The following is a 26,505-nucleotide window of genomic DNA, read 5'->3' as shown; positions in this document are numbered from 1 at the left end:
ATGACAGATGAGGAGCAGCTGCCATGAATGGCCGCGACATGTTAATCAACGGATCACCCACCGACATCAGATATCGTTTGTATCGCCAATATTTTCCACTGCGGAAACAAAAAAAACTCCCAACTCCCGGACCGCTTCTATGTTATTGAAAAGCAATGGAGAATTTTTGCGAATCCTGGAAACGATCTTTTCCCGCCAGGCTGAATCCCGAGTCAGGCGAACCGCCAACTCCACATAGGTCTGTCCATCTTGGGCAACCAGATCCAGAATACCCATACGTCGATAACAAGCCAGGGTGATCCTGCCACGCAGATAATCTCCAGGCCACGTCACGATGGGTGTATTCACCGCAAAAGCTTCATAAGAGGTATTCCCACCACCAAAATTGGTCAAATCCAGCATCACGTCCGCCAAGCGTATCAATTGGATATAACGTTCAAAGGACAATCTGGGCAGGAAAAGGATGCGATCCGCCACATCAGGCATAGCTTTGACCAAACGCTGTTTCAATAGCTGGGTCCAGTGAGCGACACTGCCCTCTATCAAAACCAACCAGCCATTGGAATCCTTTCGAAGCAACTCTGCAAAAAGAAAGTCATAATCTGGATGAAATTTGAACAAGCTTTGGGGGCAAACATAAAGCGCCCCCTCTTTTGGCAGCCCAAAGTCACTCCTGGTGGCTTGATGATGGGGAATTTCCGGCCTCAGATAATAGTTGGAAAGATATTTCATCAAGACCAACTGTTCCGTGTAATGTGCGTTGGCTTGATCAGGTTCCAAATCCCGGGATGAAATAAAATAATCCATATTGGGAATACCTGTCGTCACCGGATGACCCCATGTCGTGCACTGAATCGGGGCAAGACGCGCAAAGGCCAAAAAATAGGTGAACAGCTCCATGCCGATATCCGGATAAAAAAGAATATCAGGTTTGGCTTCTGCTATGATTTCGCGTGCCATTTCCAAATGTTTTGGAATAAAAATCACATGGTCGGCAGATTGGTCGATTCGCTGGGAGATGTCATCCTGCTGCCTAGGTAGTCGAAAAACACATATCTCGAAACGATCCCTGTTTAGCAGGCCGATCACCCCCTCATTTAATTTTCCAATGGTGTGGCCGTGGAGATGGTTGGAGACAAATCCGATCCGGATCTTTTTCAAAGGAGGCCGCCACTTGGATACATGGGGGCTGGTCCAAGCCAGTGATGGGCAGGCCTTCAGGTAAAATTTTGCCAGCTCTTTTTGAATCTCCCGATCATTCAGACCATGATAGGCGAGATAAAAATTGGGCAGCCTCACCTCTTTGTATGGATCACTTATGGAAATCTCTTTCCCCTGAAGGTCATGGACTTTCCGAATCAACCGATCCCGCGCCTTGGTGATCTCCTCTGAAGAGGCCGGGATAGGAGGCAGCAGGGTTGCCAAGCTGACCTCAAGCCCTGGTGTAGGATTCAAGGTATAGGCCTGCCTGTAACAGTCAAAGGCCTCCTTCCAACTCCCCTGCTGATGCAAAGCCACCCCCAAGTTACCCAATGCGTCAGAAAAGTCAGGTTTGAGTGCCAAGGCTTTTTGATAATTGGCAATGGCCTCATCCAGTTTATCTACAGCTTGCAATGCACTGCCCAGATTATTATATGCTTCGGGATAATTTGGTTTGAGTTTTAGCGCTTTTTGATAATTTGAAATAGCTGCCGCCTGCATTCCCTGTTCACACAGTGCATTGCCAAGATTGTTAAATATTTCTGGAATATCAGCTCTGATGGCAATGGCTTGATGGTAATGGGCTACAGCCTCATCATATTTTCCCTGTTTTTGAAGAACGTTTCCCAGATTTCCAAGTGATTCCGGAAGATCGGGATTGAGCGCCAGAGCTTGTTTGAAATGGCCAACGGCCTCTTCCAGCGCCCCCAACGCCATCAAAATCTGGCCCAGGTTGTTATGAGCCATGAAAAAAGCAGGTTTCAAACCCAGGGCCGTCCGATAGCTGACAACGGCTTCTTTCAATTTCCCCTGGGCCTTCAGGGTATTCCCAAGATTGCAATGTCCTTCAACATAATCTGGCCTGAGCTGCAAGGCTTTCTGATGACAGAGAATAGCTTCATCCAAGTTGCCAATTTTCTCATGTACACAGCCCAAATTGCTGAAAGCCTCAGGGAAATTTGGCTGGAGGCTCAAGGCTTTTTCATAGCTGCCAATAGCTTCAGCCAGTTTACCGCTCTCCTTCAAGGCTTGGCCTAGATTGAAATGAGCTTGGGGAAAGGCAGGTCTAAACTGAAGCGCTTTCCGAATCAAAGGAACTGCCAATTCATGACGCCCCACCTGACTCGCCAAAACCCCCAAAAAATGATTGGCATCTGCATGATCCGGATTAACGCTCAACATTTGCCGATAAATGGCTTCAGCCTGCTGCAGTTGGCCTGCTTGGTGGTGTTTCAAGCCGCGTTTTAGCATATTTGAAAAATTCATGGCGATAAATTCAATCTTTAGTCGGAAGGATACATCGAAATTCAATATCGCATCTTGGAATTTCTGGGCGTGACCACATTGGTTCCAAAAAACAATCGCATGGTTGGAATATCGACTTTGGAAAGACCCGGAAGCGGGCTGACAGGCCATACTGGTTGCAGGCGGTTTCAGCTTCCACCTGCATCTCCCGACAGACCCTCTGAAAGATCACCTGGCTGTCGGTTTCCTGCTCAAAGGGTGAAAAAAAATCATCCCGCATCATCCCCGTCCAACATTTGACGCCAGCTTGATTGCCTGGGGCTCCGCAGGGAAGCGGCAAGGCACATCCGGAGAGCAGGCTCAACACACCGAAGCCGACAACCAGCCAAACCCTCAAGAGTGGTCCCTGTACTGTTTTCAGCATTGTTTTGACAACTTCCCCTGAACGACTATTCCCAAATCAGAAGACCTTCCCTCTTTTCCATCACCAATTCTACCTGAAGGGAAATTGCTCTGGATAGACATATTTGGCGGTATAGATCGACAGCCTGGAAGCGCGATCCTGGAAGGGGTGGGTGTTGATGAATTCCCAGAGCACTTCAGCGCTCTCGATATCGATCTCCCAGAGCACCCCCTGGCCTGTATATGCTGCCAGCAGGCGCTTGCCATCCCGGCTCAGCTCAATGTGGCCGCTGTGGGCTGCATGGCCTCGGCCTTTGCCCGGCAGGGTGACCCCCGGGCGGGGAAAGATGGTTTTTTGCACTCGGCTTTCCAGATCCAGACGGACAATCCGCGTCCCTTTGGCGATCTCCTTGTCCCCTCCCAGATTATCGAAAATATAGATCCCTCCCTCGCCATCAAAGCGGGGGGCGTGCTGCTTGATGGTGGTGCCTACCGAGACCCACTGCATTTTTTGATGCTTGGGGGAGTAGACCGCCACCCCATTGATGGAACGCAGGGAGAGGAGCAGATCTCCGGCTTCAAGCCCCGGATAGTTGTCGGCCATTTCCGGGGGCAGAAGCCGGACATCGTTCAGATGAAAGGGGTCGCAGCTATGCACTTCCAGGAGGTTTTCTCCGGGGGAAAACAGCACCCCCTCATAACCGGAGTCAGCAAAGGCATCGAGTATGGGAATCTCCTCTTCGATCTCCCCGTCAGGCCCCAAAATTTTGATGGTGGAGATGGAAAAGCGCACCTGTTCGCACTCAATATCGGTAGAGGTTTTACCGATGGCAACAGGGCTTTCGACAATTTCAAATGAGGGGGTATGGATACGGCCGGCAGCATCCACTGAAAACCAGTGGTGGGTGAGAATTTCCTGCTTCCAGAGCAGCTTTGAATGTTTATCAAAGCGGGCCATCCCCACCCCATAGGGCCAGGAATCCTTGCCCTGGAAGCTCACCAGCAGATCACCGTTATCAAACAGGTGGAAAGCGATGGGATAAAAATTATCCCCCAAAAAAGAGCCGCTGATTTTGGTCACATCCGCCCACAGCTCCGGGCTGTATTTCCAGGTATATTTGATCTCCCCATCACGATCCATCAGCCAGGCGATGCAGCCATATTCCGGGCAGTGCTCCGGCAGCTGGCCAAAGGTGACCGCCCCCACCAAAATCAGCTCCTGCCCCTGCTTTTTGGAAAAGCTGCTCACCGTCGGCCGGGTATAGCCTTCCGTCTCGGGCAGATCAAAACGAACCGCGATTTCCGGTTTGACATCGATGGTGATGCTCTGTACCGCCTCCAAACTCGCCCGGGCGGCTTTCAATACCGAATAGGGAAAAATTTCAAAGGTGACCGTCGCCACCCCATAGCCAAAAGCCATAAACAGAAGGGCGAAAAAAAAGAGCAGACGGTCGTAATTTTCTTTCAGGAAACGGATCATGGTAGGCTTGGCCACAGGCTGGATGGTGATGGTTGATAATTCAGGGGTGTTTCCCTCAAGAGGCATAAACGCTCAAGATCGATCCCAGGGGCTAACGGTCCATTATAGCGGATGATAGCCCAGTTTGGCCGCCACCACCCCTGTCTCCTGCCAAATCATTTCTCTCTCCCGATCAGTGACGGCGGAAAGGGTCCCTGGAGGGGGTGGACTGATGGCAGCGACACTTTTGGCGTACGCCGCCCCCTTGCCTTCCAACTCGGCAAAAGCCAAATTTTTCTGCATCTCACCCCCGGGATCCTGGCAAAGCTGTTCAAACCGAACCAATCGAATTTGATGGGCCAAGCTCTCCTCCCGGGCCATGAGATCATCCAGATAGCCGTAGAGATCCGCCCACAGCATAGCGTAGCCCCGATAGTCATCTCCACCCTGCCAAGCCCCCAAGATATCATTCGTTCGACTCCGGGAAAGATGGATGGGAACCCGCTGGGGGCCAAACTCAAAATGACCCGCCGCTTCCAGATAGTGGGGCACCCGGGGGTCACTCTGGGCATACCCCTCAAACAAGCAATGCTGGCGCACCAGGGAGTGGACATGGCTCACGGGATCCCTGACAGGCACCAAAAACCGGGCATCAGGAAAGAGCTTGGCCAGATAGGCGATTCGGGTCAGGTTATAGTTTCCCTTGGAGAGGTAGCGTTGCCCACCTCGAATCAGGACTATTTTTTTGAGGTGATCGACAAAAAACCGCTCAAACTCCGGGCTCTCCTGGCTGGCATCCAGGAGATGGTTTTTTCCTGGATCGTGGAGATGGGGAAAAAAATGGTGCCAGAGGGGCTCTTCAAAGGCATCCGGACTCTCCCGGGTGATGCGGATCCGATCCTGATGGGGCCGCTCTACCGGCTGTTCTTCACGGCTGAATAAATTCTGCAGCCGGTTCCAAAAATAGGGGGTCATCAAAAAGGGAAAATCCCGGTAGCGATGGGTCGCCACACCCGGGATCGAACTTAAAATCGACAATAAAATGGTGGTGCCAGAGCGGGCCAGACCGGTGATGAAGATCGGTCGATCGATGGTGAGGTCAGCCAGCTTTTTTTCCAGGAAGAGTGATTCAGCTTCCCCCATGTTGCGCAAGGGGGCTGCCAGGGTGTGGCTGAAGCGGGCCAAACCATAATCGAAGGGGGTCAGCTTCACGCACTTTTCCGTTGGAAAAAATAGCTCCCCATGGTGGCCAAAATGAGGCTCAGGAAAAACAGAAATTCCAGGTCACTCAAAAAAGGCCACAACAGATTGTCATCCCCATGGGAGGGGCGCACCACGACATAGGAGAGGCTTTCTTCAGGAAGAACCGATGGGGAGAGATCCCTCACCGAAAAATCGAGCCCCATGAAAAGCAGGCAATCCAGGGTGGTGCGGCAAAGAGCGTATCGCTGGGCCAGAGGGTCGAGGTTGAGGGATATTTTATCCAATTGGAGAACGCCCCGGACCTGGTTTTCATCAAGGCGATAGCGGGCACCCTCTCCGGATTCCCCAGGGGAAATAACCGCGCCATCCACCAGCAGCCGGGCCGAACCGGAAGGATAGAGTTCCAACCAGGGGGCCTGGGCATGGTAGCGCTCCAGAGCGGTTGGCATGGCGAAAAAGAGCACCCAAAGGGTTGGCATCACCCCCAACCCCACCGCCAGCATATTGCGCCCAGAATAGCGAAAGGTTCGCACCACCAGGTTCCAATAGAGGCGCGGAAACTCATCGGCATCCACCTGGGTCAAAAGCTCCCGGGAGGCGGTGGCCAGATAGCTCCAAAAAGCCCGGCTCATACCAGTTGGCAGCACTTTTCGCCAGATGACCATGAACAGCCAGCCCAGGAGCAGCCCTGTCAGGATGGTGATGATGTAGAGTGGCATCATGGGATGAGGTCGAAAAAGGTCGCTGTCAGCCAACCGGCTGGGGAGTCAAGAGATCGTTATGACCCGCTCAAGATCAGGTGTGTTTTGGGCGTTTACTCTTTTTGATCAGATTCCGGATCCACCGCCGAGGCTTCCTTGGCCTGATTTTCGGAGGCCTGCTTTCTTTTTTTCATGATGAGCCGGATCGGATAGAGGACAAATCCCACTACCCCGAGCACAACTGCCACCACCACCGCAACCAGGCTCCCCACCATCCCGAGCCCGGCTCCCGGCCCCACATAGGCATAAGCGGGGGAGGCCCAAGTGAAACAGGCGACGCCCCCCATCAAAAGGACAAGCTTAGCGGTCAACTGTCGAAAATCGAAAATCATGGCCTGTGATCCAGGAAAAGATAGTGGATGGTTGGATGCGCTCTCCGGGGGATAACGCCGACTGTTTTTTCTTGCAAGATAGAAGCCTAAATTTTCCCACACACCGATCCTTCGATGCCAGACCCATTGGCGGTTCATTGTATCTCCTGGCGTGATGATTATCAGGCCAATTTGACCCTTTCTTTCCAGGGCCGGAACTTTGATTCTTTGGACAGGACTAAAATGAAGAAAGGAAAACCATTTTTCCACCATGATCGGTAATGCCAACGCCCGGGACCGGCCCTATCACGGTCCCAGGCGTTTTTTTTATAGACTGAAATCACTGCTGGAATAACCTGCAATCGGCAATAAAATAAATACAATCCAACGAGATATCATTCACGTTTAATCCGATGGCAATGACTTGAACGCAATGCCAGTATCATTTTTTTTACTACTTGACACCTTGCCAAGAATGGGAATACAAAGCGTCATAAACAAAAAAACTCCCAATAAAAACAATTCAAGTGCAAGGTAAAACACATGAATCAAAATAGGCTTTCTGGCATTTCTCCACCCACTCTTTCCCTTCGTTTCATCCTGATCATGACCACCTTTCTGGTGATGCTTCCCGGCCAAGGGTCAGCCTTTACAGATGTAACCAGCGACCACTGGGCCTACGACGATATCGGCACCTTGGCCAGCACCTCGATCACCAGTGGCTGTGACTCGGAAAACTATTGCCCGGACAACACCCTGCAACGCTCGGAGATGGCTATCTTTCTGCTGCGGGCGATGTATGGATCGGACTATGCCCCACCCACCGGCACCGGAACAGTCTTTGAGGATGTTTCCAGCAGCTATTGGGCTGGCAGCTATGTCGAAAAGTTTGCCGATCTGGGCATCACCAGCGGCTGTGACGCCAGCAACTATTGCCCCAGCCGGGAGATCACCCGGGCAGAGATGGCCATCTTTTTGGTGAGAGCCAAATATGGTACCGACTATGTTCCCTCCGCCGCTACCGGCACGGTCTATGGCGACATCTCCTCCGACTACTGGGCCGGGGCCTACATCGAAACACTGGCAAACGATGGATATCTTGATGGCACCATCGAGCCTGGCCGAGAGTGTGAAGGAGAGGGTTATTTCTGTCCGAGCCTGACCATCAACCGGGCGGAGATGGCGGTCTTTCTGGTGCAAACCTTTGAGTTGGGGGCGTCGGATGATACGGATGACAACATCTCTGACGGCTCTGAAGCCTCTCTGGTGGGTAGTTGGACATTGGGTACCCCAGGGGTCGCAGATGGCGTGACTGTTCTGACATTCATGGATGATTCCCACTTTATGCTGGTCCAGGATGGCGACTCAATTGATGATCCCAGCGGCCAGGATGGCATGGAAGTGGGAACCTATGGCTGGGAGGAATCCAGCGGTGTTCTCACAGTCAATGTGATCACCGACACCAACGGCGAGTGGGGGCTTTCTCATCTGACGGGTACGGCTTCGATTTCTGTTTCAGGGGATACATTGACCCTGAGTGTGGCAGGCGCCGACGGCACAAGCTCGGGCTCTCGTATCACGGATGATTCAAACACGCTGGTGGGAGGCTGGCTGATGGGCACTGCCGGAGAAGCCGACAACGCCACTTTCCTGCTGTTTTTGGATGAGACCAACGTAATCCACGTCCAAGATGGCGACTCTGTGGATGATCCCAGCGGTCAGGATGGCATGGAGGTAGGCACCTATACCTGGAATGAAACGTCAGGCCTTCTTTCACCCAATATACTGACAGACACCAACGGTGAGTGGGGGCTTTCCCATCTGACCGGTGCAGCCACGTTGACCGTTTCCGGCGACACGGCAACACTCAGTGTTGAAGGGGCGGATGGCACCGGCACTGCAACCAGAATCACCCCTTGAATTTGGACTGAAACCAGCTGGGCATGAGGCTGTTTGCATGTTTGTCGTAAACAGCCTCATGCTGAAAACAGCATCACCTGCCCGGTTATTTCTTCCCTTTCAGCTCCTTGATCACCGCTTCCAGCTCGGCCAGACGCTTTTCCGGCTCACCCCAATCCCGCTCTCGCAGTCCCAGGGTGCGGGTTTCCTGGTTGAAGCGGTGTTTGCCCGCCCCTTTTTGAATCAACTGAAAGAGCACCCCGGGGTCGATGTTGGGCTCCGGGTGGAACTGGATCGCGCCCCCTTTTGGCCCCGCTTCGAGCTTGGTGATTTTGAGTTCCCGGCAGAAAAACTTGAAGCGCATGACCATCAATAGATTGGTCACCGATTGGGGGGGCTTGGAAAAGCGATCCACCAACTCCGCCCCCATCTGCCGGATCTCCTCCAACCCCTTCAATCCCGCCATCCGCTTGTAGAGGGAAAGGCGCTGGTGAACATCGGGGACATAATCCTCGGGGATAAAGGTCGAGAGGGAAAGATTGATCGTTGGTACAATCTCCTCTTCCTCTGGGATCTCCTGATCTGACTCTTTTTGGGAAATCTCTCCCTTCAGCGCCCGGATGGCTTGATTGAGCATCTGGTTATAGAGCTCAAACCCCACCTCCTTGATCTGCCCGGACTGCTCATCGCCCAAAATATTTCCCGCCCCGCGAATTTCCAGATCGTGGGTGGCCAGCAAAAATCCCGCCCCCAGATCCCCCAGGGTTTCGATGGCCTCCAAACGCCTGGCGGCATCCCGGCTGAGCCGCTCCCGATGGGGAATCAGCAGATAGGCATAAGCCCGACGCCCGGAGCGCCCGACCCTGCCCCGTAGCTGATGGAGCTGAGCCAAGCCAAACTTATCCGCCCGGTGAATCAGGATGGTGTTGGCGGAAGGGATATCCACGCCGTTTTCGATGATGGTGGAGCATACCAGGACGTTAAACTCCTGGCGATAGAACGAAAGCATCACCCGCTCCAGGCGGTTTTCCCGCATCTGGCCGTGGGCCACCCCCACCTTGGCTTCGGGAACGAGCTTGGCCAACTTGGAGGCGAAGGCGTCGATATCCCGCACTTGGTTATAGAGATAAAACACCTGCCCCCCCCGATAGACCTCCCTGAGAATCGCCTCCCGCACCCGCTCTGGCCGATAGTGGGTCACCATGGTGCGAATCGCCAATCGATCCACAGGGGGGGTGGCGATGATGGAGATATCCCGTACTCCGGCCATGGCCATGTGCATGGTGCGGGGAATGGGGGTGGCGGTGAGGGTGAGAATGTCCACCGTCGAACGCAGGGTTTTGATTTTTTCCTTATGGGTCACCCCAAAGCGCTGCTCCTCATCGACGATCAGCAGCCCCAAATCTTTAAAAATCACATCCTTTTGCAGCAAGCGATGAGTACCGATCACCACATCCACCTGACCTTGGGCCAGTGCCGTGATCGATTTTCGCAGCTCTACCGTGGAACGAAAACGGGAGAGAGAGGCTACCCGGACCGGATAGTTGACCAAGCGGCGGGCAAAGGTTTCATAATGTTGCTGGGCCAGAATGGTGGTGGGGGCCAAAATCGCCACCTGCTTACCATCCATCACCGCTCGGAAGGCCGCCCGCAGCGCCACCTCGGTTTTGCCGAAGCCTACATCCCCGCACACCAGCCGATCCATGGGCCGGGGGGAGGCCATATCTTCCAGCACGGTCTGGATCGCCTGGGACTGGTCGGGGGTCTCCTCAAAGGGAAATGCCGCAGCAAACTCCTGATAGAGGGGATCTGGACCGGCAAAGGCGAACCCCTTGCGCGCCTCCCGTTCTGCTTGCAGCCGTACCAGCTCATCGGCCATTTCGAGAATTTTTTTCCGGGCTTTCTGTTTGGTCCGCTTCCACCGGGGGCCCCCCAGCTTATCCAGCACCGCCCCTTCCCCACCGGTATATTTACTCACCCGGTCCAGGGTTTCCACCGGCACGTAGAGCTTATCCTCCCCGGCATAGCTCACCAGCAAAAAGTCATTCTTCAGCGCCCCCACATCCAGGGTGTGGAGCCCCCCATAGCGACCGACGCCATGATCGGCATGAACCACCAGGTTGCCCTCCTTGAGATCTGCAAAGGAGGCAATCAGCTGATCCAACTGCCGGCGGTCCATCTCCCGTGAGCGCACCCGGTTGCCGAGAAAGGCCCCTTCCGGAATCAACGCAATCTTTTGGCCCGGGTGATAAAATCCCCCGGCAAGATCCCCCACCGCCAGCCCCAGGGTGCCGGGGGAAGCCTGGGCGATCTCTTTCCAGGAGGGGGTGTCGTCGGCGTGGGTTTTATGGTCCTTCAGCAGATCCCGCAAAAGCTCCCGCTGCCCCACAGTGCGTGCAGCGACCCCAATCCTCACCCCGGCATTTCTCAAGCCATCCAGATAGCGCACCCCACGGGCGACCACCTCGCTCTGTTCATCGGTGGCGGCTTCCCGAAATGTCGGCAAGGGCAGGAATCCGGCAGCCAGATCCCCCACCTCCTTTTCCGGACCTTGCAACAATACCGAAAAGCGATTCAAACACGCGCTCAACTCATCTCCAGAGAGATAGAGGGCATCTGGGGGCAAGTGACGGTTGCCGGTTTCGTTTTCCCCCACGTGGCCTGCCCGCTCGGCGATCTCCCCCCCATGGCGTACCCCGGCTTCCAGGGCGTTGGCTTCCAATAAAAACAGGGATCCTTCCGGCAGATAGTCAAAAACAGTCTCCAGCCCATCGTGAAAGAGAGAGAGAAAATGCTCCATCCCCTGAAAGCTCTCCCCCTGGGAGATGGATTTATAGATAGGATCTTCTGCGGCATTGCCCCCGAAGGCGGCGCGAAAATTTTTACGAAAGGTGCGGATGGTCTCCTCGTTCAGGATTACCTCGCACATGGGCAGGGCTTGAATCCGGGGAATGGCATCGGTGGAGCGCTGGGTCATGGGGTCGAAATGGCGCAGAGTTTCCACTTCGTCGCCAAACAGCTCAATGCGCACCGGCTCCTCGCCACCGGGTGGAAAAAAATCGACAATCCCCCCTCTCACCGCAAACTCTCCCGGCTCCGCCACCTGGGTCGCCGGGTGATAGCCGGAGACCGCGAGAAATTTCCGAAATTGGGGCAGGTCCAGTTGATCTCCCACCCGGATGGCAAAGCCGTGATGAGCCAACACCTCCCGGGGCATCACCCGCTGCATGAGTGCGGCTGGGGTGGTGATCACAATTCCCCGGGTGTGGCCCGATTCATCCCCGGCCAACACCGGCCCCAGACCACTCATCTGAGTCAAGCGAAAGAGAGTCGCCAACCGCTCCGCCACCAGTGGACCAAAGGGGGAGAGCCCTTCAAAGGGGAGCACCTCCCAGGCGGGAAAAGGCAGCATCGATGGCGGACGGGCCTCACCGCTGGTTAAAAACATCAGCTCCCGATGGAGTGCTTCCGCTCGGGAGGGGCGATCTGTTACCAGAACCACCGGTGCCGAACGTTCAGCGGCCAACTGCGCAATAAACCAGGAGATCCCCCCCTCCGGCAGTGCCCCGATTTGGGTATAGGGCGCACCAGTACGTTCAAGATGGGGCTGCAACTGGGCAAAAAATGTGTTACCTGGGTGTGACTGGGTCATGGTGAAGAAAATATCCGGAGAGGTTCGATCGTCTGAGGGGTAATGGGCCTGTGCTGCACCAGAAAAGAGTAATCTTTATTCGCCTGAGAGACGCGTTTGTCAAAGATTAAAAAAGATTATAAGAGATAACCAAACCAAATGTAGCCAGAGGTGTCACTTCAACCAAAACCGTCAGGATATGCCCCACCACCCCCCACCCAGCGCAACGCCTCGTCCCGCTCACAATAGCAGGATATCCCCTGCTCCGGGGCTTTCCAGATCCGCTCCACCTGGCCTGATTGAATCAGGGGATCCAACAAAAACCGGGTTTCCACCGGATCCAACATCAGGTGAGTGGCCAAATCCGTCAGCAATATTTCTTTTTTATCCCGCAAGAGTGCTTTAACCGTTTCCAGGATGATTCCGTCGTTCATGGCGGACTCCCCAAGGGGTTTGGCAGAGGGATTCACCCCTCATCAAAACGAGTTTACCATTCGGCCTTCCTTCCTGCACCACCGATTCCCCCTTCTTCTGGCTGATAATCCTGGATCCGGCAGTTGGGCGTGCACACGATCCGCAGCCTCTTGATCCGTCAAGCAAACTGGAAAAAAATCTCATGACCAATCAGGTCACCACAATTTTTTCCAATTCACTATACGAACCGATAGGCTACAGCCGCCGCACACGCCCAACTACCGGATCCAGGATAATGGATTATCGCTTGCCTTGCTGGTAGAGTTTCCGGTGAATTTTCTGGCTGGAATCACATTTTGCAGAGGGATCTCAACCAACCAAATGGATATCTTGACCCAAGGCATCGTGGGGGCGGTAGCAGCCCAAGCGGTGGCTAACAAAGAAAACAGCCGCAAAGCCACCGTCATCGGCTTTATCGCCGGACTGCCAGCGGATGCTGACATCCTGATTCGTTCCAACGCTGATTCCCTGCTGGTTTTGGAATTTCACCGGCAATTTACCCACAGCCTCCTGTTCATTCCCTTGGGTGGGCTGCTGGTGGGATGGGTGCTGTGGCAGCTCTATTTTCGCAAGCAGCCTGTCGATTTTAAAACGGTCTTTCGGTTCGCCCTGGCGGGATATGCCACCAGCGGCCTGCTCGATGCCTGTACCAGCTATGGAACACAGCTTCTCTGGCCCTTCAGTGACGCCCGCATCGCCTGGTCCATCGTCTCGGTGGTGGACCCTCTTTTTACCGGCCTGTTGATCGTCTGTTTGATATTGGGCTGGAAAAAAACCGCCCCCCGAATGGCGCAAATCGGGATGGTACTAGGGCTATCCTATTTGGTTTTGGGAGTGGTTCAACAGGGGCGGGCTGAGGCGGTGGTGCGGGATCTGGCCCAAAAGCGGGGGCACACCATCGAACGCCTGGTGGTCAAGCCCACCATGGGTAATCTGATTCTCTGGCGGGGGGTCTACGAGCATCAAGCGCGGTTTTATATCGATGCCGTACGGGTCTGTTATATCGAATCTCCCCAATATCAGGCGGGAGGCTCCGTGGCTAAATTTGATGCTGCCACGCCTCCCCCGGGGATCGATATCTCTTCGACTACCGCCCAGGATATCGTCCGCTTCAATCGCTTTTCCGACGGCTATCTCTCCTGGCACCCGGAGCGGATGAACGTGCTGGGGGATGTGCGCTACGCCCTCCTCCCCACCAGCCCCCTCCCCCTCTGGGGCATTGAGCTGGATCAGAACAATCCTGAAAACCACGTCGAGTTTAAAAATTTCCGGGATACCAGCAAAGCCACCATCGATGCCTTTATGGAGATGCTCACAGGAGAGGATGCGGGGTGGGAGAGGATGGGGTGATCGACCCCTTTTGTCCCCTCTCCCACCACCAGCTGTCAGCGGTTGGGTCTATTCCGATATCAAACCATCCAACCGGTTACTTGGTATGGGTGCTTTCCACCTTGCTGATCAGATCCCGGGCAAATCGCTCACTAAACCCCACCACAAAAGAGATGGCGATATAAAAATTGATCGGGTCACTCTTTTTGGGAGAGGGAAGATTCACGGGCTCCATGGAATCAGAGGAACTCGCTGGCTGTGTGACAGCCGAGGAGTTCACCAGCTCCGGGGGAGTGATGGGAATCACCTGGGATTGGATGGCAAAGGCTACGAACACCGCAAAGGAAAGACCAATCAGAGGTTTAACGAATCCGGTTAGAAAGGGGGTTAAAGGATCAGCATCCTCAGAAGCAACAATTTCCCGGATACGCACCAAAACACTCGTAACCGCCCCAACGCTTCCCGACATACCCACCACCAGATAGACCCAACCCTCTTGTGTCCAATAACCATCTGTAAACGTTGCATGTCTAACAAGCAACAAAACGATGTAGACCAAAAACAGAGAGGCCGTCAGTCCAAAAATAGCCCGGAGGGGTTTGGAATATTTGGATAATCTTTTCCTGAGAGGCCCCAGGGTGTAGACCATGGTTTGCTGGATACTCACCAGAATGGTATCCGCCATTTTGGTGTTGGGTGGATCTTGCAAAAGCCCTTTTGAAGCTACTTCCGCAGCGCCAATCAAGACCGAATTGTCGCTCTTTTTAAGGGAGTGCATAGTCCCCACCAGCTGGCCCAACCCCAATTGAACATCCTCACTCAGACCCGGTTTAAGGTTGGTTTTTATCTCTTCCAGAATGGCATCCACCCGTTTGGTGTTGCCACTCTCTGCCATCTTATCTTTCCCACTCCCCCCATCAGACGGTTTAACCGTCTCTGCCCCTTTGGTTTTCCCCGTCTCAGCCATTATTTCCCCCTTTTAATCAAACAGTCTCATTGAGAATAAAATCACCTTATACGTGATAGATGACCCAAACCATGTTTGGTCATAATACTTCTATCAAATTATATATTAAGAGGTCAACCTTGAGGAAAGCTGCCAACAGGCCAAAAAAAACACCTCAGCAAAACCCGATCATTCAACGGGCTTTGAGCCGCCCCCAGACAAACCGAAATATTTGGGAAGCGGTATAGGCAACACCTTGCTCTTTGAGGAGTTTCAGCACACGGCGGAACTGCTTGAGGGTGTTTTTGCGGTCAACGATGCGGACGGTTTCAGCCACCAGCTGCTGAAACCGCGCTTTGGGAATGTGGGGGGTGAAGTGGTTTTCCGGGCTTTGGTGGTTGTAGAGGGAAACGTTAAAATCATCCTCCACCAGCCCCCGCTCATGACACACCTGAAAAAGTTCGGTGCCGGGATAGGGGGTAAAAATGGAAAAGGCAATTTTGTCGGAACGAATATTTTTCATCGCCACCTGGGTATCCTGCAACGTCTCCTCGGTCTCGTCCGGAAAACCCACCATAAAAAAGGTCTGCACCTCGATATTCCGGGATTTCAGAAGATCCACCGCTTGGTGGGCCTCATCCATGGTGATATTTTTGCGAATTTTTTTCAGCATCCCGTCGTTGCCGGATTCGATCCCCAGCATCACCATCTTGCAGCCGGAACGCGCCATCAGATCAACCACCTCTTCCCGGATCAGCCCCACCACAATCTCACAGCTCCAGGTCAAATCCGGACACTGCTCGATCATGCCGTTACACAACTCCCGGATGAAGGAAATTTTTACCCCAAAGGTGTCGTCATCAAAATGGATATAGTGGATACCCATTCCCTGGAGCATCTTGATTTCATCGATGACATTTTGAGCGGATCGGAACCGTACTTTTTGGCTCCAGATGTTGCGAGAGCCACAAAAGGTACATGAGTAGGGACAGCCTCGGGCAGCAAAAACCCGGCTGAAGGCGTCCGGTGGGTAGCGGTCATAATCCTTCAACACCTTCCGGGCATTGGCCATGGGAAAGGGCAGGATATCCAGATCAGCCATAAAGGGCCTGGGCGGGGTGCGGACAATGCCTTTCTCCCCCCGAAAGATCAATCCCGGAACATCCACCAAGGGAGCGCCCTTTTCCAAAGCTTTGAGGAGTTCCACCAACGTCTCCTCCCCCTCCCCGACCACCGCCACATCGATCTCACCAACCTCCAACACCTTCTCGCCAGCCATGGAGGGGTGAGCCCCCCCGACTACGACCGTGACCCCAGGCAGCAACTCCTTGGCCATGGCCGCCACTTGGGCCACAGCCATAAAATTTTGGGACTTGGCGGAAATCCCCACCACATCAGCCTGAAAGGCCTTTAAAGTCGCCCTGATTTCATCCCACACCGGGGCGGTGGGGTTTTCAAGCTGCTGCAGATAGTTTTGATAGCCCGGGCCGATGAGAAAGCTGTTGGCGACAACGATACATTTGTCGGTGTTAAAATCAGCGTTATAGGTCTCCACCCGCCAATCGGTCCATTTTTCCACCGCACCACTGAGATAGCCCAACGCCAGGGGATATTTGATCAGCGCATAGTTGTCGTGATAGAGGCGGCAGAACGGGGGCTCCATCAAGAGAACTCTTTTTTCCCTGCGATCACGCATCACCCGGCCTCCTCTGTTTTGTTCGTTACCGCTTTTCCTTCAAACAGCACCTGACAATATCGCCCAACAATGGTATCCCGATCAAAAGGAGTCAGCACCGCCTCAAAATCAAACAGCTCCCGGTCACTGGCCAAAAGCCGCCCCATCCCCTCCACCAACATCTCCTCCCCCCCGGCATCAATTTCCCCGGGGCTGATCTCCCCAGGCAACGGCGCAAAAAATCCCCCGGGGCTCCTCTGTAGCCTGGAGCCTTCGATGGACTTGAGAGGGTGCTTGCCAAAAGCGGTCATGATCTCCCCCACCCCCCCACCATGACAATCAAAGGCAACCACCGGCAGCCCACAAGCCAACGCCTCCAGCACCACGTTGGGCAACCCCTCATAGAGGCTTGAGAGGATAAATCCCTGGGCTCTGGCCATAAAGCGATGGGGATTGTCCTGATATCCCGGCAAAGCCACCACATCGGCCAATCCCAGAGAGCGGACCAACGCTTCCAGCTCCCCCCGCAACTCCCCCTCGCTCATGATAAAGAGCCTGGTGTCAGGTTGACTCTCGTGAAGCTTGGCAAAGGCCCGAATGAGCCCGGCCTGACCTTTTTGGGGAGTCAAGCGACCCACATTGATAAAAACCCGGTTTTGAAAAAAAGCCTGCCATTTTTCTGGAAGTTTTTCTTGAGCGCGTTGTTTGATCCAGGATCGATCCACGGGATTGGGAATGTGAACGATAGGCTCCGGTTGGAAGCCAAAGGTGTTGATCAAATCCGCCCGCACCCCCCGGGTAGGGGTGATGATCCGACGGGCGCGCTTAAAAAGCACACTCCCAATCCACTGCAACGAAGGGCGCTCCTGGCTCATCACATTGCGAATGGAAAGAACCGCCTGGCGACCGCTGGCGATGGCATTGGCCAGGTTGGAGCCCTGCAAAAAACTCAATACCGCATCGGGCTGCTCCCGGCTGATGGCTGTTTTGAGCCGTATCACCCGTAAGATCTGCCGGGGCAGACGAATCAACCAGTTGGGAGAAGACGGGGTCTTGAGATCGACCACACGCCCGCCATGGGGAAAATGAAAAATATTTTCCGACAGGGCAAAAACCACCTCATACCCCCGGGCTTCAAACCCCAGGGAGAGCATCGCTGCCACCCGCTCCGCCCCACCGGGTGCCAGGCTATGGATGACGATGAGGATTTTCCCCTTTCGGCCCGTATCAGTCATCTTCCCGGCATTCCTTTACCCCACCAAACCCCTCACCGCCCCCTTGAATCCACCCCCAACCCCCGAGAAGCGTCTTCACTCCTTGCCCTTGAACTCCACAATCAAATGAGCAAGCACCCCAAAGAAAAGGGTTTGAATACCAAAAAGAATCAATCCCATCACCAGATTGACATGCTGCACCGGCTTGGGATAATCCCCCATAAACCACTGACCAAGCTCCCAAAAAAGCAGCCCCGCTCCCGTCAGCAAAAAGGTCATGCCGATGGGCGCGAACACCTTCATGGGACGCACCGCCACCAGCACCATGAAAATTTGCGGCAGCACCTTGAAGGGATAGCGCAGGGAGACAAAAGACCGACCGGTGGAGCGCTGCCGGAAGGTGACCGGCACGTGGGCAAAGCGCATTCCCTTGCGGTAGGAGTCCATCAAGATTTGCTGGGTATAGTTGTAATCCCCGGGAAGATAGAACACTTCCAGATAGTTGCGGCTGATGGCAAAAATGCCCGGCTGGCTATCCCGCAGGGGCCAACCGGTCAGCCAACGCATGAGGGTGGTGAAAACCAAATTACCCAGACGCCGCACCGGGGGCATGCGATATTCGATCCGATCAAAGCGGGCGCCATAGACCACATCCAGCTCATCTTCCACCAGCGTGCGGACCAACACCGGAATATCCTTGGGGTCGTGCTGAAAATCAGCGTCAAACTTGATCACAATGTCGGCTTTGTCCTTGCGGGCTGCCTGCAAACCGCTGCGTACAGCCGCCCCCAGCCCCATGTTGTGGCGGTGTCTGACGACCCGATCAGCCCCAGCGGCTTCAGCCTGCTCCCGGGTGTTATCCGTAGAGCCGTCATCCACCACATACACCGCAAACCGATACCCCTCCTCGGCAAACTCCTCGCTCAGTTGCCGCAACGAGGCGATGGTCTCACCGATGATCTCCCCTTCGTTAAAGGCAGGCACCACCACGATCACCTTCAGGCAGCTCTGTTCATCTTCCGTCATGACTGCTCTCCCCGCATCAATCCACCCTGATGAACGCCATCACCCTGGGCCCGAATCATGGCTGCCACATCAAGGGGGGTCATGGCTTTGCCCCCCAGCTCACCCAGAAAAAAATCACAGTAGCGCCGCAGCCTTTCCAAAAATTGTTCCAGGTCGTTTTCACCCGCCACATAAGGGGTGTGGCCCGGTTGCAAAGAGGGGGAGTGAAAGGTCAGGGAAACCACTCCCACCCCAGCCTCCAGAAGCACCCGGGTGATGCGCTTCATCTCTTCAAGGGTGTACCCTTCCGGCGAAAGCCGCAACCTCTCAAGAAGCCCCAAACGGGATAATATACCCGGAACCCGCAGTCGCTGCAGGCCCGGCCCACGACTCATGGGATAAAGCCATCTCCCCTGGGAACGCAAAAGCCCGGCATACCCCCCGGAGGTGGGGAGGCAGAGGAGGGATTTTTCAGGATTCAACCAGTGGGGATGATTGCTCCCATGGGAAAAATCAGGCCCCCCATCCGAAGAAAAATCAAAGGGGGGTGCAGGGCTCAAATCCACCTGGAAACCCTGCTCCAGCAAAATCCCGGTGGTATTGACACCCACGCCATAACGCCCCGCCTTGTGGATCAGGGGAGCCTGCCCCAGCCAGGATTGAATCGCACGGGAGACATGGTGCAGCTTTTGCTCTTCCAGATGGCGGGGCAGATTGCCGGGATAGGCATTTTGGCTAGAGAGGGATTCCTCAAAGGGGGGAGTGACCCAGGGGTGGGTGTGGGCACCGATGACAGCACGCCCACAATGGGCAAAATCCTTCAGAGGGGCAAACCCGGACTCCTGGCTCGCCACCGGATAGTCCACCACCCAGGTGGGTTGAATATCAAAGGAGTCGAACAGCTCCTGCCCCAGGTGGGCCGAATCCATCGCCCTGACTCCAACCGCCTCCCGGGAAAAGGGCTGGTTCCAGTCAAACTCCTCCTCGGTATCCACCACCACCAGGAGGATGGGGGTTCTCTCCCGGGAAAACCGAATGGGTCTATTGGCCTTCACCAGTTGGTTCTGCCCTCTCTCATGCATATTCCCCAAAAATCCCAGCGTTCAAACGGATCAAACATCTCATCAATCAACACATGCTGTGTGTATCATATCGTTCCCAAGGATGGCCAGAATAGGTTAGGCTGCCTACACTTTAAAAAATTTTTAAATTATCGATCTTCCAAGGGCCATGCCTCTTCCCAAAATCCCTCTCATCGCTCTCGCCCCCCACGGCTGGCACGACCGCTGGCTGAGCCGCCAACAGCTGCTCTCCCGCTTGGCCCAGAGAGGCTGGCCGGTGATTTATAGCCCTGGGGCGCTCTCCATTTGGGATCTCCAAAAGCCTGTCTGGCAAGGAGCGCCGTGGCTCTCCCCCTGGCTGAACAGCCCCCAAGCCTCGGACGGAGTGCTGCTCGATCAACCCGGGCGGCTCCTGCTCCGCCGACCCGGCTCCCCCCGCTGGGATGGCTTGACGGTGGGGCATCATGGCCGCTGGCTCAACAAAAAAATATCCGGCTCATTTCGAGGAGAGGTGGGGCTGATTCTCTTCCACCCCCTCTTTTATCCCTATGTCGAGGCGCTCAACCCCCGCTTTGTGGTCTATCACGTCTACGATCTGTTTTCGGCCATGGACCACTGGACCCCACAGCTGGCCGCCATGGAAGCTGGCTTGGTGGCGCGGGCGGATCTGATCACCACCTCGTCGGATGGCATGGCCCAGGGGCTGCCCGGCATCGGCCCCCAAAAAGCCCGCCCCCTCTATAATGGTGCCGACGGCCAATCGGTGGTGGCTGCGTCGGATTCTCCCTGCCCGGAGGATCTCGCCAAAATCCCCCACCCCCGCATCGGCTATGTGGGCACGGTCAACGCCAAGATCGACCTGAAGATGGTCCACCATGTGGCCACCACTCACCCGGCGTGGCACTGGATTTTTATCGGCCCGGTGATGTTTTCGGAAAGCCGAGAGCGGGACCGCCAAGCCCGCGCCCTTTGGGAGTCCTGTCTACGCCTCCCCAATGTCCACAGTTTGGGCATCAAGCACCGCACCGAAATCCCCCCCTATCTTCACCACATGGATCTCAACACCATCTGCTATCGCATTGCCGACACCGCCGCTGGCGAGCCCGCCGATTGGGTAGTGCACGGCTATCCGGTGAAGCTCCATGAATGTCTCGCTACCGGCAAGCCTCTGGTCGCCGCCCCCCAAACATCAGTGCAAAATCTCTTTTCCCACGTCACCGCCATCGCCAACACCCCGGCCCAGTGGAGCCAGGCGATTGAGCACGCCCTCACCAGTGGCGGAGTGGGCACCCCGGCATCACGGATTCAGGTGGCGCTGGCCAACAGTTGGGACAACCGGGTGGATACGCTGGAAAAATGGCTTGGGGAGGTGATTTCGGGATAGCCTGGCCAATCGATCAGACCAATCGATCAGGCCAATCGATCAGGAAATCATTTCATCCAACGTTTTAGCCAGCTCCCGGCAACGCGCATGACGTGAATGGCGTTGGGCTTCCTCCCGGGAGATAATGGGATAACCCCCTTGCCGAATTGCATCGAGAGCCACCGGCAACCCCCGCACAATCCCTTTCCGATCCCCCATTTCCGCCAAAGGTTCGAGACCCGCCCGGGCCATCAAGTCTGACGTATCCCCCCCCGGCCCGGTCAAGGCGAGGATGGGACGTTGTACCCGGAAATATTCAAATAGCTTGGCAGGAATCTGGGTGCTGAGATCTGGCCCCTGGAAGAGGAGCAGGCCATCCACCCGAAGCATTTCTGCCAGCGCCTCCCGATAGGGGATGAGGGGTTCTATCCTGACCATATCGTCGATGCCCATCTTCTCCACCAGCGCCTGGAGCATTCCTTCATGACCCGAGCCCCGCAAGATCACCCGCAGTCCCTGGGTGGTACCGTCGGGGCTGGTTTTTGACCCGATGATTCCCTGTTTTTGCAGAATCAACAGCGCTGCCAAAAAGGGGCCGGGATCCCGATGGACGTGGTTGGGATAGAGGTGGCCGCTGTGGAGGAGAACCAGGGGGTCGGTGGGTTTTTTTTCTGGAATCTCCGCATCCAATCCGGGGGGAAAATCGCTCTCCTCATAGCCGTTGGGAATCACCGTAAATCGCCCAGGATCCAGCTCGGGATAACGCGTGCGAAAAAGCCGCCCCATACCGGGAGTTACCACCACACTTCGGGTGCTGTTGCGAACCGCTTTTTCCTCGATCCATTGGTAGGCTCGGCGTACGGTGGGATCCTCGGGATAGGCCGGGGAGTGCATGGGATCCCGAAAATCCGCCATCCAGGGGATACCACTCAAGCGGTGGAGGGTGTGGCCGATCAGGTGGGCTGTGGCGATGGGGTGGGAGGACCAGATCACCTGGGGTCGAAAGCGCCGAATCATCCCCAACCCCGAAATCACCCCCCCCAGCCACCAGCTGGACCAGCGATCAGGCCAGGCGAGAAACCGGGGATATTTTCCCAGGATGGAGAGGTGCCGTGCGGAATCCAGGGCAAAAGCGCGCTTGACGATGGTCTCTGGGGCAATTTCCCCCAACTGCTCCGTCCCGGTTTGCAGGTAGGCTCTGGGATTGGCTGTCAAAACCAGAGGCTCCCAGCCAAAATCGGGCAGGTGTTTGCTGAACTTGAGGGTCCGCTGCATACCACTCGCTCCCCGCACCGGGGGAAAGTGGAAAGCGATCAGGAGAACCCGTTTGCTCATGGGGTGTTACCGGTGGATCGAAACAGAGAGATCCAGGAGGATGGGGTAGAGTACAAAGACAGGAGAAAAAACAGGCCCATCACGCCGCCTTGGAGTGGCCTCCGGGACGCTTGGCAGTGATGATGTAGGCCTGTTTGATTTCAAGCCCGGAAAACACCACTCCGGCTATTTCTATCATACCATGTTCAACTTGGGTGGCGTTAATGGCCTTCAGGCCTGGATTATCCGATGTGATCAGAACCACCTTGGACAATAGAATCAACTCATCCATCGTCAGGCAGGCATTGAGATGGTCGACGAGGTAGGTCATGGCGGCATCTTTATCCGCTTCTACCCAGTCCGCTCCGACAAGGAGATCCCACCGGTTGGGTGCGTTTTCGCGCAGGAAAAGACCGAAAAGAAACAGGTTCCCTTTTTCCTCGGAAATTTCCCGTTCCATGACAGTGAGTTTTTCTACCAATTGTTTCATAAGACCTCCAGAAGATTCCTCGTGGAACGAATCATCCTCTGAGCATCCTCACCAGACACATTCCCGCTTGGGGCATATCGGGATTCCGGTGTCCAGGAGGCCACCTCACTCCATTGTTTATTATATTTTCCCTTTATCATTTGTTCAACACCGGAAAGATGAAGCAAAACATCAAGATCATGCACCTTGAAGCTCCGATACTTGTTGAACTCACTGGGTGTGGAGGGAAAACCCTGCCATGACAAGGTTTTGCAGATACGCGCCTTAAGCGCCATTTCCAGGGCATAACCACAGAGATAAACCGCCCCCTCGAAGCGTTCGGCCTTCAATAACACGACTGAATCCTCCAGTCGGGCTCTGGCCATTTCCAAGAGGGTATCCCGGCTCAACATGGCCCGGCCAAGCCCGGATCAGCTCAGTCGGCCGCAGCAGTGCTTATATTTTTTACCGCTGCCGCAGGTACAAGGGGAGTTGCGGCCTACTTTGGCGGCTTGGCGGCGGTAGGGGGTTTTTTGGGATTCATCTTCCTCCCCTGCCTCCCCGGCCATGGCTTCGGCGCTGGCGTGGCTCATCTGCAGGCGGCGATCCCGGGCAGCGGCGCGCTCTTCTTCCTGGCGGGCCACTTCGTCGGGTTGCTTCACCTCCACCCGGGAGAGCACCTCCACGGTTTCGGACTTGATGCGCTCCATCAAGCCATCAAAAAGCTGAAAGGCTTCCTGCTTGTATTCGTTCAGGGGGTCTTTTTGGGCATAGCCCCGCAGATGGATTCCCTCCTTCAGGTGATCCATGTTGAGGAGGTGTTCTTTCCAGAGATAGTCGAGAATTTGCAGGAGGATTGATTTTTCCAGATAGCGCAGGAGTTCACCCCCCATACGCTCTTCCCGCTCCTGGTTGTGGGCTTGAATCGCTTCCCAGGTGCGATCCCGGACGGTTTTGGCGATCACCCCATCTTCCACCTGCCACTCTTCGATGGGCAGCGTCACGCCGAACTGCTTCAAAGCGGCATCGTGGAACTCTTTGGCCTGCCACTGCTCGGGATAGGCCTCCTCGGGGATATATGTACCCATCATGTCATCCAGGAGTTCTCCCCGGATGTCGGTGAGAAATTCGGTAATCTCCTTGGCTTCCATCAGCTCCCAGCGCTGGTCATAGATCACCTTGCGCTGTTGGTTCATGACGTCGTCAAACTTGAGGAGATTTTTGCGGATGTCGAAGTTGCGTCCCTCAACCTTTTTCTGGGCGGATTCGATGGCTTTGTTGATCCAGGGGTGGATGATCGCCTCCCCCTCTTGCAGCCCCAGTTTTTGCAGCATACCGTCCATGCGGTCGGAGCCGAAAATGCGCATGAGGTCGTCTTGCAGGGAGAGGAAAAAGCGGCTGGAGCCGGGATCTCCCTGGCGACCGGAGCGGCCCCGAAGCTGGTTGTCGATGCGCCGGGCTTCGTGGCGCTCTGTGGCGAGAATATGCAATCCACCCGCTGCCAGCACCGCCACCTTTTCCTCTTCACACTCAGCGCGAATTTTGGCTTCCCGGCTGGCGCGCTCCTCCTCGGGGATGCCGATGGGAATTTCGTTGCGAACACGCATATCGGGGTTACCCCCCAGCTGAATATCGGTGCCCCGCCCGGCCATGTTGGTAGCGATGGTCACCGCCCCCTTGCGTCCGGCCTGGGAGACGATCTCCGCCTCTTTTTCGTGATATTTGGCGTTCAACACGTTGTGGGGAATTTTGTGTTTTTTGAGAATTTTGGCCAGCAGCTCCGACTTTTCGATGGAGATGGTACCCACCAGAACCGGTTGGCCCCGCTCGTGGCAATCCCGGATATCCTCAACGATGGCATCGAGCTTTTCATCCAGGGTGCGATAGACCACGTCGTCGTGATCAATCCGCACCATATCCCGATGGGTGGGGATGAGGATCACGTCCAGATTATAGGTGGATTTAAACTCGGCGGCTTCGGTGTCGGCGGTGCCGGTCATGCCAGCGAGTTTGTTGTACATGCGGAAGAGGTTTTGGAAGGTGATGGAGGCCAGGGTTTGGGATTCGTTTTGAATCACCACCTGCTCCTTGGCTTCCAGGGCTTGGTGGAGCCCGTCGGAATAGCGGCGACCCGGCATCATGCGGCCGGTAAACTCATCGATGATCACCACCTCGCCATCTTTGACGATATAGTCGGTATCCCGCTCGAAGAGGGCGTGGGCGCGCAGGGCTTGATTGACATGGTGGACGGTTTCGACGTTGCCCACATCGTAGAGCCCCCCCTCCTTCAGGATATTGAATTCGGTCAGGAGTTCTTCGATCTTTTCGTTGCCCTCTTCGGTGAAGACCACGCTCTTGGCCTTTTCGTCCACCGTATAGTGCTCTTCCTTGGTGATCTGATAGATCAGCCGGTCCACCTTGTAATATTTATCGGTGTTGTCTTCGGTGGGGCCGGAGATAATCAGCGGTGTGCGGGATTCGTCGATGAGGATGGAGTCCACCTCGTCGACGATGGCAAAGTTCAGCTCCCGCTGGACCATCTCCTCCAGGGTAAATTTCATATTGTCCCGGAGAAAATCGAAGCCGAATTCGTTGTTGGTGCCGTAGGTGATGTCGGCTTTGTAGGCTTCCTGGCGCTGGGCGTCGTCGAGGCCATGGACGATGACACCGACGGTGAGCCCCAGATAGTTATAGATCTGCCCCATCCATTCGGCGTCACGCTTGGCCAGATAGTCGTTCACCGTGACCAGGTGGGTGCCTTTACCCGTCAGGGCGTTGAGGTAGAGGGCGAGGGTCGCCACCAGGGTTTTACCCTCACCGGTTTTCATCTCGGAGATTTTGCCCTCGTGGAGGACGATACCGCCGATGAGCTGAACATCGAAGTGGCGCATGCCGGTGGTGCGTTTGCTGGCCTCCCGCACCAGGGCGAAGGCTTCCGGGAGAATATGGTCCAGATCTTCCCCATCGGCGACACGTTTTTTGAATTCTTCGGTTTTAGCCCGGATCTCTTCGGCGGTTAATTTTTCGAAGTCGGGTTCCAGGGCGTTGATTTTATCGGTAATGGGCCGCAATTTCCGTAGATAGCGGTCGTTGCTTGATCCGAAAACCTTGCGGGCTATGGCTCCAAACATGAGGCTTCAATCCAATCCTTGAGGGTATGGGCAAGAAAAAACAGGCTTTTATATCACAACGGGCCTTCCCCCGCAAAGAGGCTGCGAGCGTTTCAAACCATTCATTGGGGTGGATGATGATGGCATAGCGTGGGCTCATGGGTTATTCTGGCAAGGCGGAAACAAGAAAAAATGGTCCACGACTTTTTCTTCCAGCCGGAAATCGATGAGCGGACAGAGGATGGCCATGTGGAGTGATCCCATCGTTGAAGAAATTCACAAAATCCGTAAGGAATACGCCGCCCGGTTCGATCATGATCTGGATGCGATGTTCAAGGACCTGAAACGGCTGGAGAGGGAGTCGGGGCGCAAGACTGTCTCTCTGCCACCCAAAAAGCCGGTTCAGGTCATTTCCAAGAAGGATTGAGCCAAGC

Annotated in this window: 20 protein-coding genes; 4 read left to right on the top strand and 16 right to left on the bottom strand. The window is 55.1% G+C overall.

The genetic code is table 11. The features are described 5' to 3' along the window. Window positions 1-66: 66 nt before the first annotated feature. From HQL52_14480 to HQL52_14460, 5 genes are all read right to left on the bottom strand, one after another. Window positions 67-2,616 carry a tetratricopeptide repeat protein gene (locus HQL52_14480; protein MBF0370655.1) on the bottom strand — a complete coding sequence of 850 codons (2,550 nt, stop codon included), beginning with the start codon at window positions 2,614-2,616 and terminating at the stop codon, window positions 67-69. Between the two features lie 322 nt (window positions 2,617-2,938). After that, window positions 2,939-4,393 carry a hypothetical protein gene (locus HQL52_14475; protein ID MBF0370654.1) on the bottom strand — a complete coding sequence of 485 codons (1,455 nt, stop codon included), beginning with the start codon at window positions 4,391-4,393 and terminating at the stop codon, window positions 2,939-2,941. Between the two features lie 36 nt (window positions 4,394-4,429). Then, window positions 4,430-5,518, bottom strand: a complete 1,089-nt coding sequence (locus HQL52_14470; protein MBF0370653.1) for a sulfotransferase — start codon at window positions 5,516-5,518, stop codon at window positions 4,430-4,432. Then, entirely contained in the window at window positions 5,515-6,231 is a 717-nt protein-coding gene (locus HQL52_14465; GenBank protein MBF0370652.1) for a hypothetical protein, read from the bottom strand. Before HQL52_14465 ends, HQL52_14470 begins: the two co-directional genes overlap by 4 nt. A 92-nt stretch (window positions 6,232-6,323) precedes the next feature. Then, window positions 6,324-6,602 carry a hypothetical protein gene (locus HQL52_14460; protein MBF0370651.1) on the bottom strand — a complete coding sequence of 93 codons (279 nt, stop codon included), beginning with the start codon at window positions 6,600-6,602 and terminating at the stop codon, window positions 6,324-6,326. Between the two features lie 522 nt (window positions 6,603-7,124). On the opposite strand from HQL52_14460, the gene HQL52_14455 reads away from it, so the two are divergent. Further along, entirely contained in the window at window positions 7,125-8,501 is a 1,377-nt protein-coding gene (locus HQL52_14455; GenBank protein ID MBF0370650.1) for an S-layer homology domain-containing protein, read from the top strand. Between the two features lie 85 nt (window positions 8,502-8,586). Here the strand turns inward: HQL52_14455 and mfd are convergent, their stop codons facing one another. Both mfd and HQL52_14445 read right to left on the bottom strand, forming a co-directional pair. Continuing rightward, window positions 8,587-12,132 carry a transcription-repair coupling factor gene (mfd, locus tag HQL52_14450; protein MBF0370649.1) on the bottom strand — a complete coding sequence of 1,182 codons (3,546 nt, stop codon included), beginning with the start codon at window positions 12,130-12,132 and terminating at the stop codon, window positions 8,587-8,589. A gap of 158 nt (window positions 12,133-12,290) precedes the next feature. After that, a complete protein-coding gene (locus tag HQL52_14445) occupies window positions 12,291-12,545 on the bottom strand; it encodes a hypothetical protein (GenBank protein MBF0370648.1) in 255 nt (84 codons plus the stop codon). A gap of 361 nt (window positions 12,546-12,906) precedes the next feature. Between HQL52_14445 and HQL52_14440 the strand changes: the two genes are divergently transcribed. Then, on the top strand, window positions 12,907-13,935 hold the full coding sequence (locus HQL52_14440) for a metal-dependent hydrolase (GenBank protein MBF0370647.1): 1,029 nt from the start codon (window positions 12,907-12,909) through the stop codon (window positions 13,933-13,935). A gap of 76 nt (window positions 13,936-14,011) precedes the next feature. Here HQL52_14440 and HQL52_14435 read toward each other — a convergent pair whose 3' ends face one another. The 5 genes from HQL52_14435 to HQL52_14415 all read right to left on the bottom strand — a co-directional run bounded on the left by HQL52_14435 (window position 14,012) and on the right by HQL52_14415 (window position 19,809). Continuing rightward, on the bottom strand, window positions 14,012-14,881 hold the full coding sequence (locus HQL52_14435; protein MBF0370646.1) for a hypothetical protein: 870 nt from the start codon (window positions 14,879-14,881) through the stop codon (window positions 14,012-14,014). Window positions 14,882-15,053: 172 nt separating this feature from the next. Next, window positions 15,054-16,556 (bottom strand): radical SAM protein, encoded by a 1,503-nt coding sequence (locus HQL52_14430; GenBank protein MBF0370645.1) that lies wholly within the window; start codon window positions 16,554-16,556, stop codon window positions 15,054-15,056. Further along, window positions 16,556-17,770 carry a glycosyltransferase gene (locus tag HQL52_14425; GenBank protein ID MBF0370644.1) on the bottom strand — a complete coding sequence of 405 codons (1,215 nt, stop codon included), beginning with the start codon at window positions 17,768-17,770 and terminating at the stop codon, window positions 16,556-16,558. The genes HQL52_14430 and HQL52_14425 overlap by 1 nt, the downstream gene beginning before the upstream one ends. A 75-nt stretch (window positions 17,771-17,845) precedes the next feature. Then, on the bottom strand, window positions 17,846-18,775 hold the full coding sequence (locus tag HQL52_14420; GenBank protein ID MBF0370643.1) for a glycosyltransferase family 2 protein: 930 nt from the start codon (window positions 18,773-18,775) through the stop codon (window positions 17,846-17,848). Continuing rightward, window positions 18,772-19,809 carry a WalW protein gene (locus HQL52_14415; protein MBF0370642.1) on the bottom strand — a complete coding sequence of 346 codons (1,038 nt, stop codon included), beginning with the start codon at window positions 19,807-19,809 and terminating at the stop codon, window positions 18,772-18,774. Before HQL52_14415 ends, HQL52_14420 begins: the two co-directional genes overlap by 4 nt. A 175-nt stretch (window positions 19,810-19,984) precedes the next feature. Here HQL52_14415 and HQL52_14410 point away from each other — a divergent pair, with 175 nt between their 5' ends. Next, on the top strand, window positions 19,985-21,199 hold the full coding sequence (locus HQL52_14410) for a hypothetical protein (protein ID MBF0370641.1): 1,215 nt from the start codon (window positions 19,985-19,987) through the stop codon (window positions 21,197-21,199). A 39-nt stretch (window positions 21,200-21,238) separates the two neighbouring features. On the opposite strand, the gene HQL52_14405 is transcribed toward HQL52_14410, so the two are convergent. The 4 genes from HQL52_14405 to secA form a co-directional block, all read right to left on the bottom strand. Further along, complete coding sequence (locus tag HQL52_14405; protein ID MBF0370640.1) at window positions 21,239-22,513, bottom strand: glycosyltransferase; 1,275 nt, start codon at window positions 22,511-22,513, stop codon at window positions 21,239-21,241. A gap of 79 nt (window positions 22,514-22,592) precedes the next feature. Beyond that, the gene (locus HQL52_14400) at window positions 22,593-22,952 is read right to left on the bottom strand and encodes a hypothetical protein (GenBank protein MBF0370639.1); all 360 of its coding nucleotides are present in this window, start codon (window positions 22,950-22,952) and stop codon (window positions 22,593-22,595) included. A gap of 26 nt (window positions 22,953-22,978) precedes the next feature. Continuing rightward, the gene (locus tag HQL52_14395) at window positions 22,979-23,347 is read right to left on the bottom strand and encodes a hypothetical protein (GenBank protein ID MBF0370638.1); all 369 of its coding nucleotides are present in this window, start codon (window positions 23,345-23,347) and stop codon (window positions 22,979-22,981) included. 45 nt (window positions 23,348-23,392) lie between these two features. Further along, entirely contained in the window at window positions 23,393-26,092 is a 2,700-nt protein-coding gene (gene secA, locus HQL52_14390) for a preprotein translocase subunit SecA (protein ID MBF0370637.1), read from the bottom strand. Window positions 26,093-26,318: 226 nt separating this feature from the next. On the opposite strand from secA, the gene HQL52_14385 reads away from it, so the two are divergent. Next, the gene (locus tag HQL52_14385; GenBank protein MBF0370636.1) at window positions 26,319-26,498 is read left to right on the top strand and encodes a hypothetical protein; all 180 of its coding nucleotides are present in this window, start codon (window positions 26,319-26,321) and stop codon (window positions 26,496-26,498) included. Window positions 26,499-26,505: the final 7 nt, after the last annotated feature.

Source organism: Magnetococcales bacterium (assembly GCA_015232395.1).
Taxonomy (GTDB): domain Bacteria; phylum Pseudomonadota; class Magnetococcia; order Magnetococcales; family JADFZT01; genus JADFZT01.
Note: the sequence above shows the minus strand (reverse complement) of the source record. Positions and strands in the feature narration are given on the sequence as shown.

What these genes read in the sequence shown, in the direction of transcription:
- HQL52_14430 (MBF0370645.1), bottom strand. Translation starts at nt 16,556, where the DNA reads ATGCGTGATCGCAGGGAAAAAAGAGTTCTCTTGATGGAGCCCCCGTTC.
- HQL52_14425 (MBF0370644.1), bottom strand. Translation starts at nt 17,770, where the DNA reads ATGACTGATACGGGCCGAAAGGGGAAAATCCTCATCGTCATCCATAGC.
- HQL52_14435 (MBF0370646.1), bottom strand. Translation starts at nt 14,881, where the DNA reads ATGGCTGAGACGGGGAAAACCAAAGGGGCAGAGACGGTTAAACCGTCT.
- HQL52_14445 (MBF0370648.1), bottom strand. Translation starts at nt 12,545, where the DNA reads ATGAACGACGGAATCATCCTGGAAACGGTTAAAGCACTCTTGCGGGAT.
- HQL52_14410 (MBF0370641.1), top strand. Translation starts at nt 19,985, where the DNA reads ATGCCTCTTCCCAAAATCCCTCTCATCGCTCTCGCCCCCCACGGCTGG.
- HQL52_14405 (MBF0370640.1), bottom strand. Translation starts at nt 22,513, where the DNA reads ATGAGCAAACGGGTTCTCCTGATCGCTTTCCACTTTCCCCCGGTGCGG.
- HQL52_14460 (MBF0370651.1), bottom strand. Translation starts at nt 6,602, where the DNA reads ATGATTTTCGATTTTCGACAGTTGACCGCTAAGCTTGTCCTTTTGATG.
- HQL52_14480 (MBF0370655.1), bottom strand. Translation starts at nt 2,616, where the DNA reads ATGGCCTGTCAGCCCGCTTCCGGGTCTTTCCAAAGTCGATATTCCAAC.
- HQL52_14455 (MBF0370650.1), top strand. Translation starts at nt 7,125, where the DNA reads ATGAATCAAAATAGGCTTTCTGGCATTTCTCCACCCACTCTTTCCCTT.
- HQL52_14395 (MBF0370638.1), bottom strand. Translation starts at nt 23,347, where the DNA reads ATGGCCAGAGCCCGACTGGAGGATTCAGTCGTGTTATTGAAGGCCGAA.
- HQL52_14385 (MBF0370636.1), top strand. Translation starts at nt 26,319, where the DNA reads ATGTGGAGTGATCCCATCGTTGAAGAAATTCACAAAATCCGTAAGGAA.
- HQL52_14420 (MBF0370643.1), bottom strand. Translation starts at nt 18,775, where the DNA reads ATGACGGAAGATGAACAGAGCTGCCTGAAGGTGATCGTGGTGGTGCCT.
- mfd (MBF0370649.1), bottom strand. Translation starts at nt 12,132, where the DNA reads ATGACCCAGTCACACCCAGGTAACACATTTTTTGCCCAGTTGCAGCCC.
- HQL52_14475 (MBF0370654.1), bottom strand. Translation starts at nt 4,393, where the DNA reads ATGCCTCTTGAGGGAAACACCCCTGAATTATCAACCATCACCATCCAG.
- HQL52_14400 (MBF0370639.1), bottom strand. Translation starts at nt 22,952, where the DNA reads ATGGAACGGGAAATTTCCGAGGAAAAAGGGAACCTGTTTCTTTTCGGT.
- HQL52_14465 (MBF0370652.1), bottom strand. Translation starts at nt 6,231, where the DNA reads ATGATGCCACTCTACATCATCACCATCCTGACAGGGCTGCTCCTGGGC.
- HQL52_14440 (MBF0370647.1), top strand. Translation starts at nt 12,907, where the DNA reads ATGGATATCTTGACCCAAGGCATCGTGGGGGCGGTAGCAGCCCAAGCG.
- secA (MBF0370637.1), bottom strand. Translation starts at nt 26,092, where the DNA reads ATGTTTGGAGCCATAGCCCGCAAGGTTTTCGGATCAAGCAACGACCGC.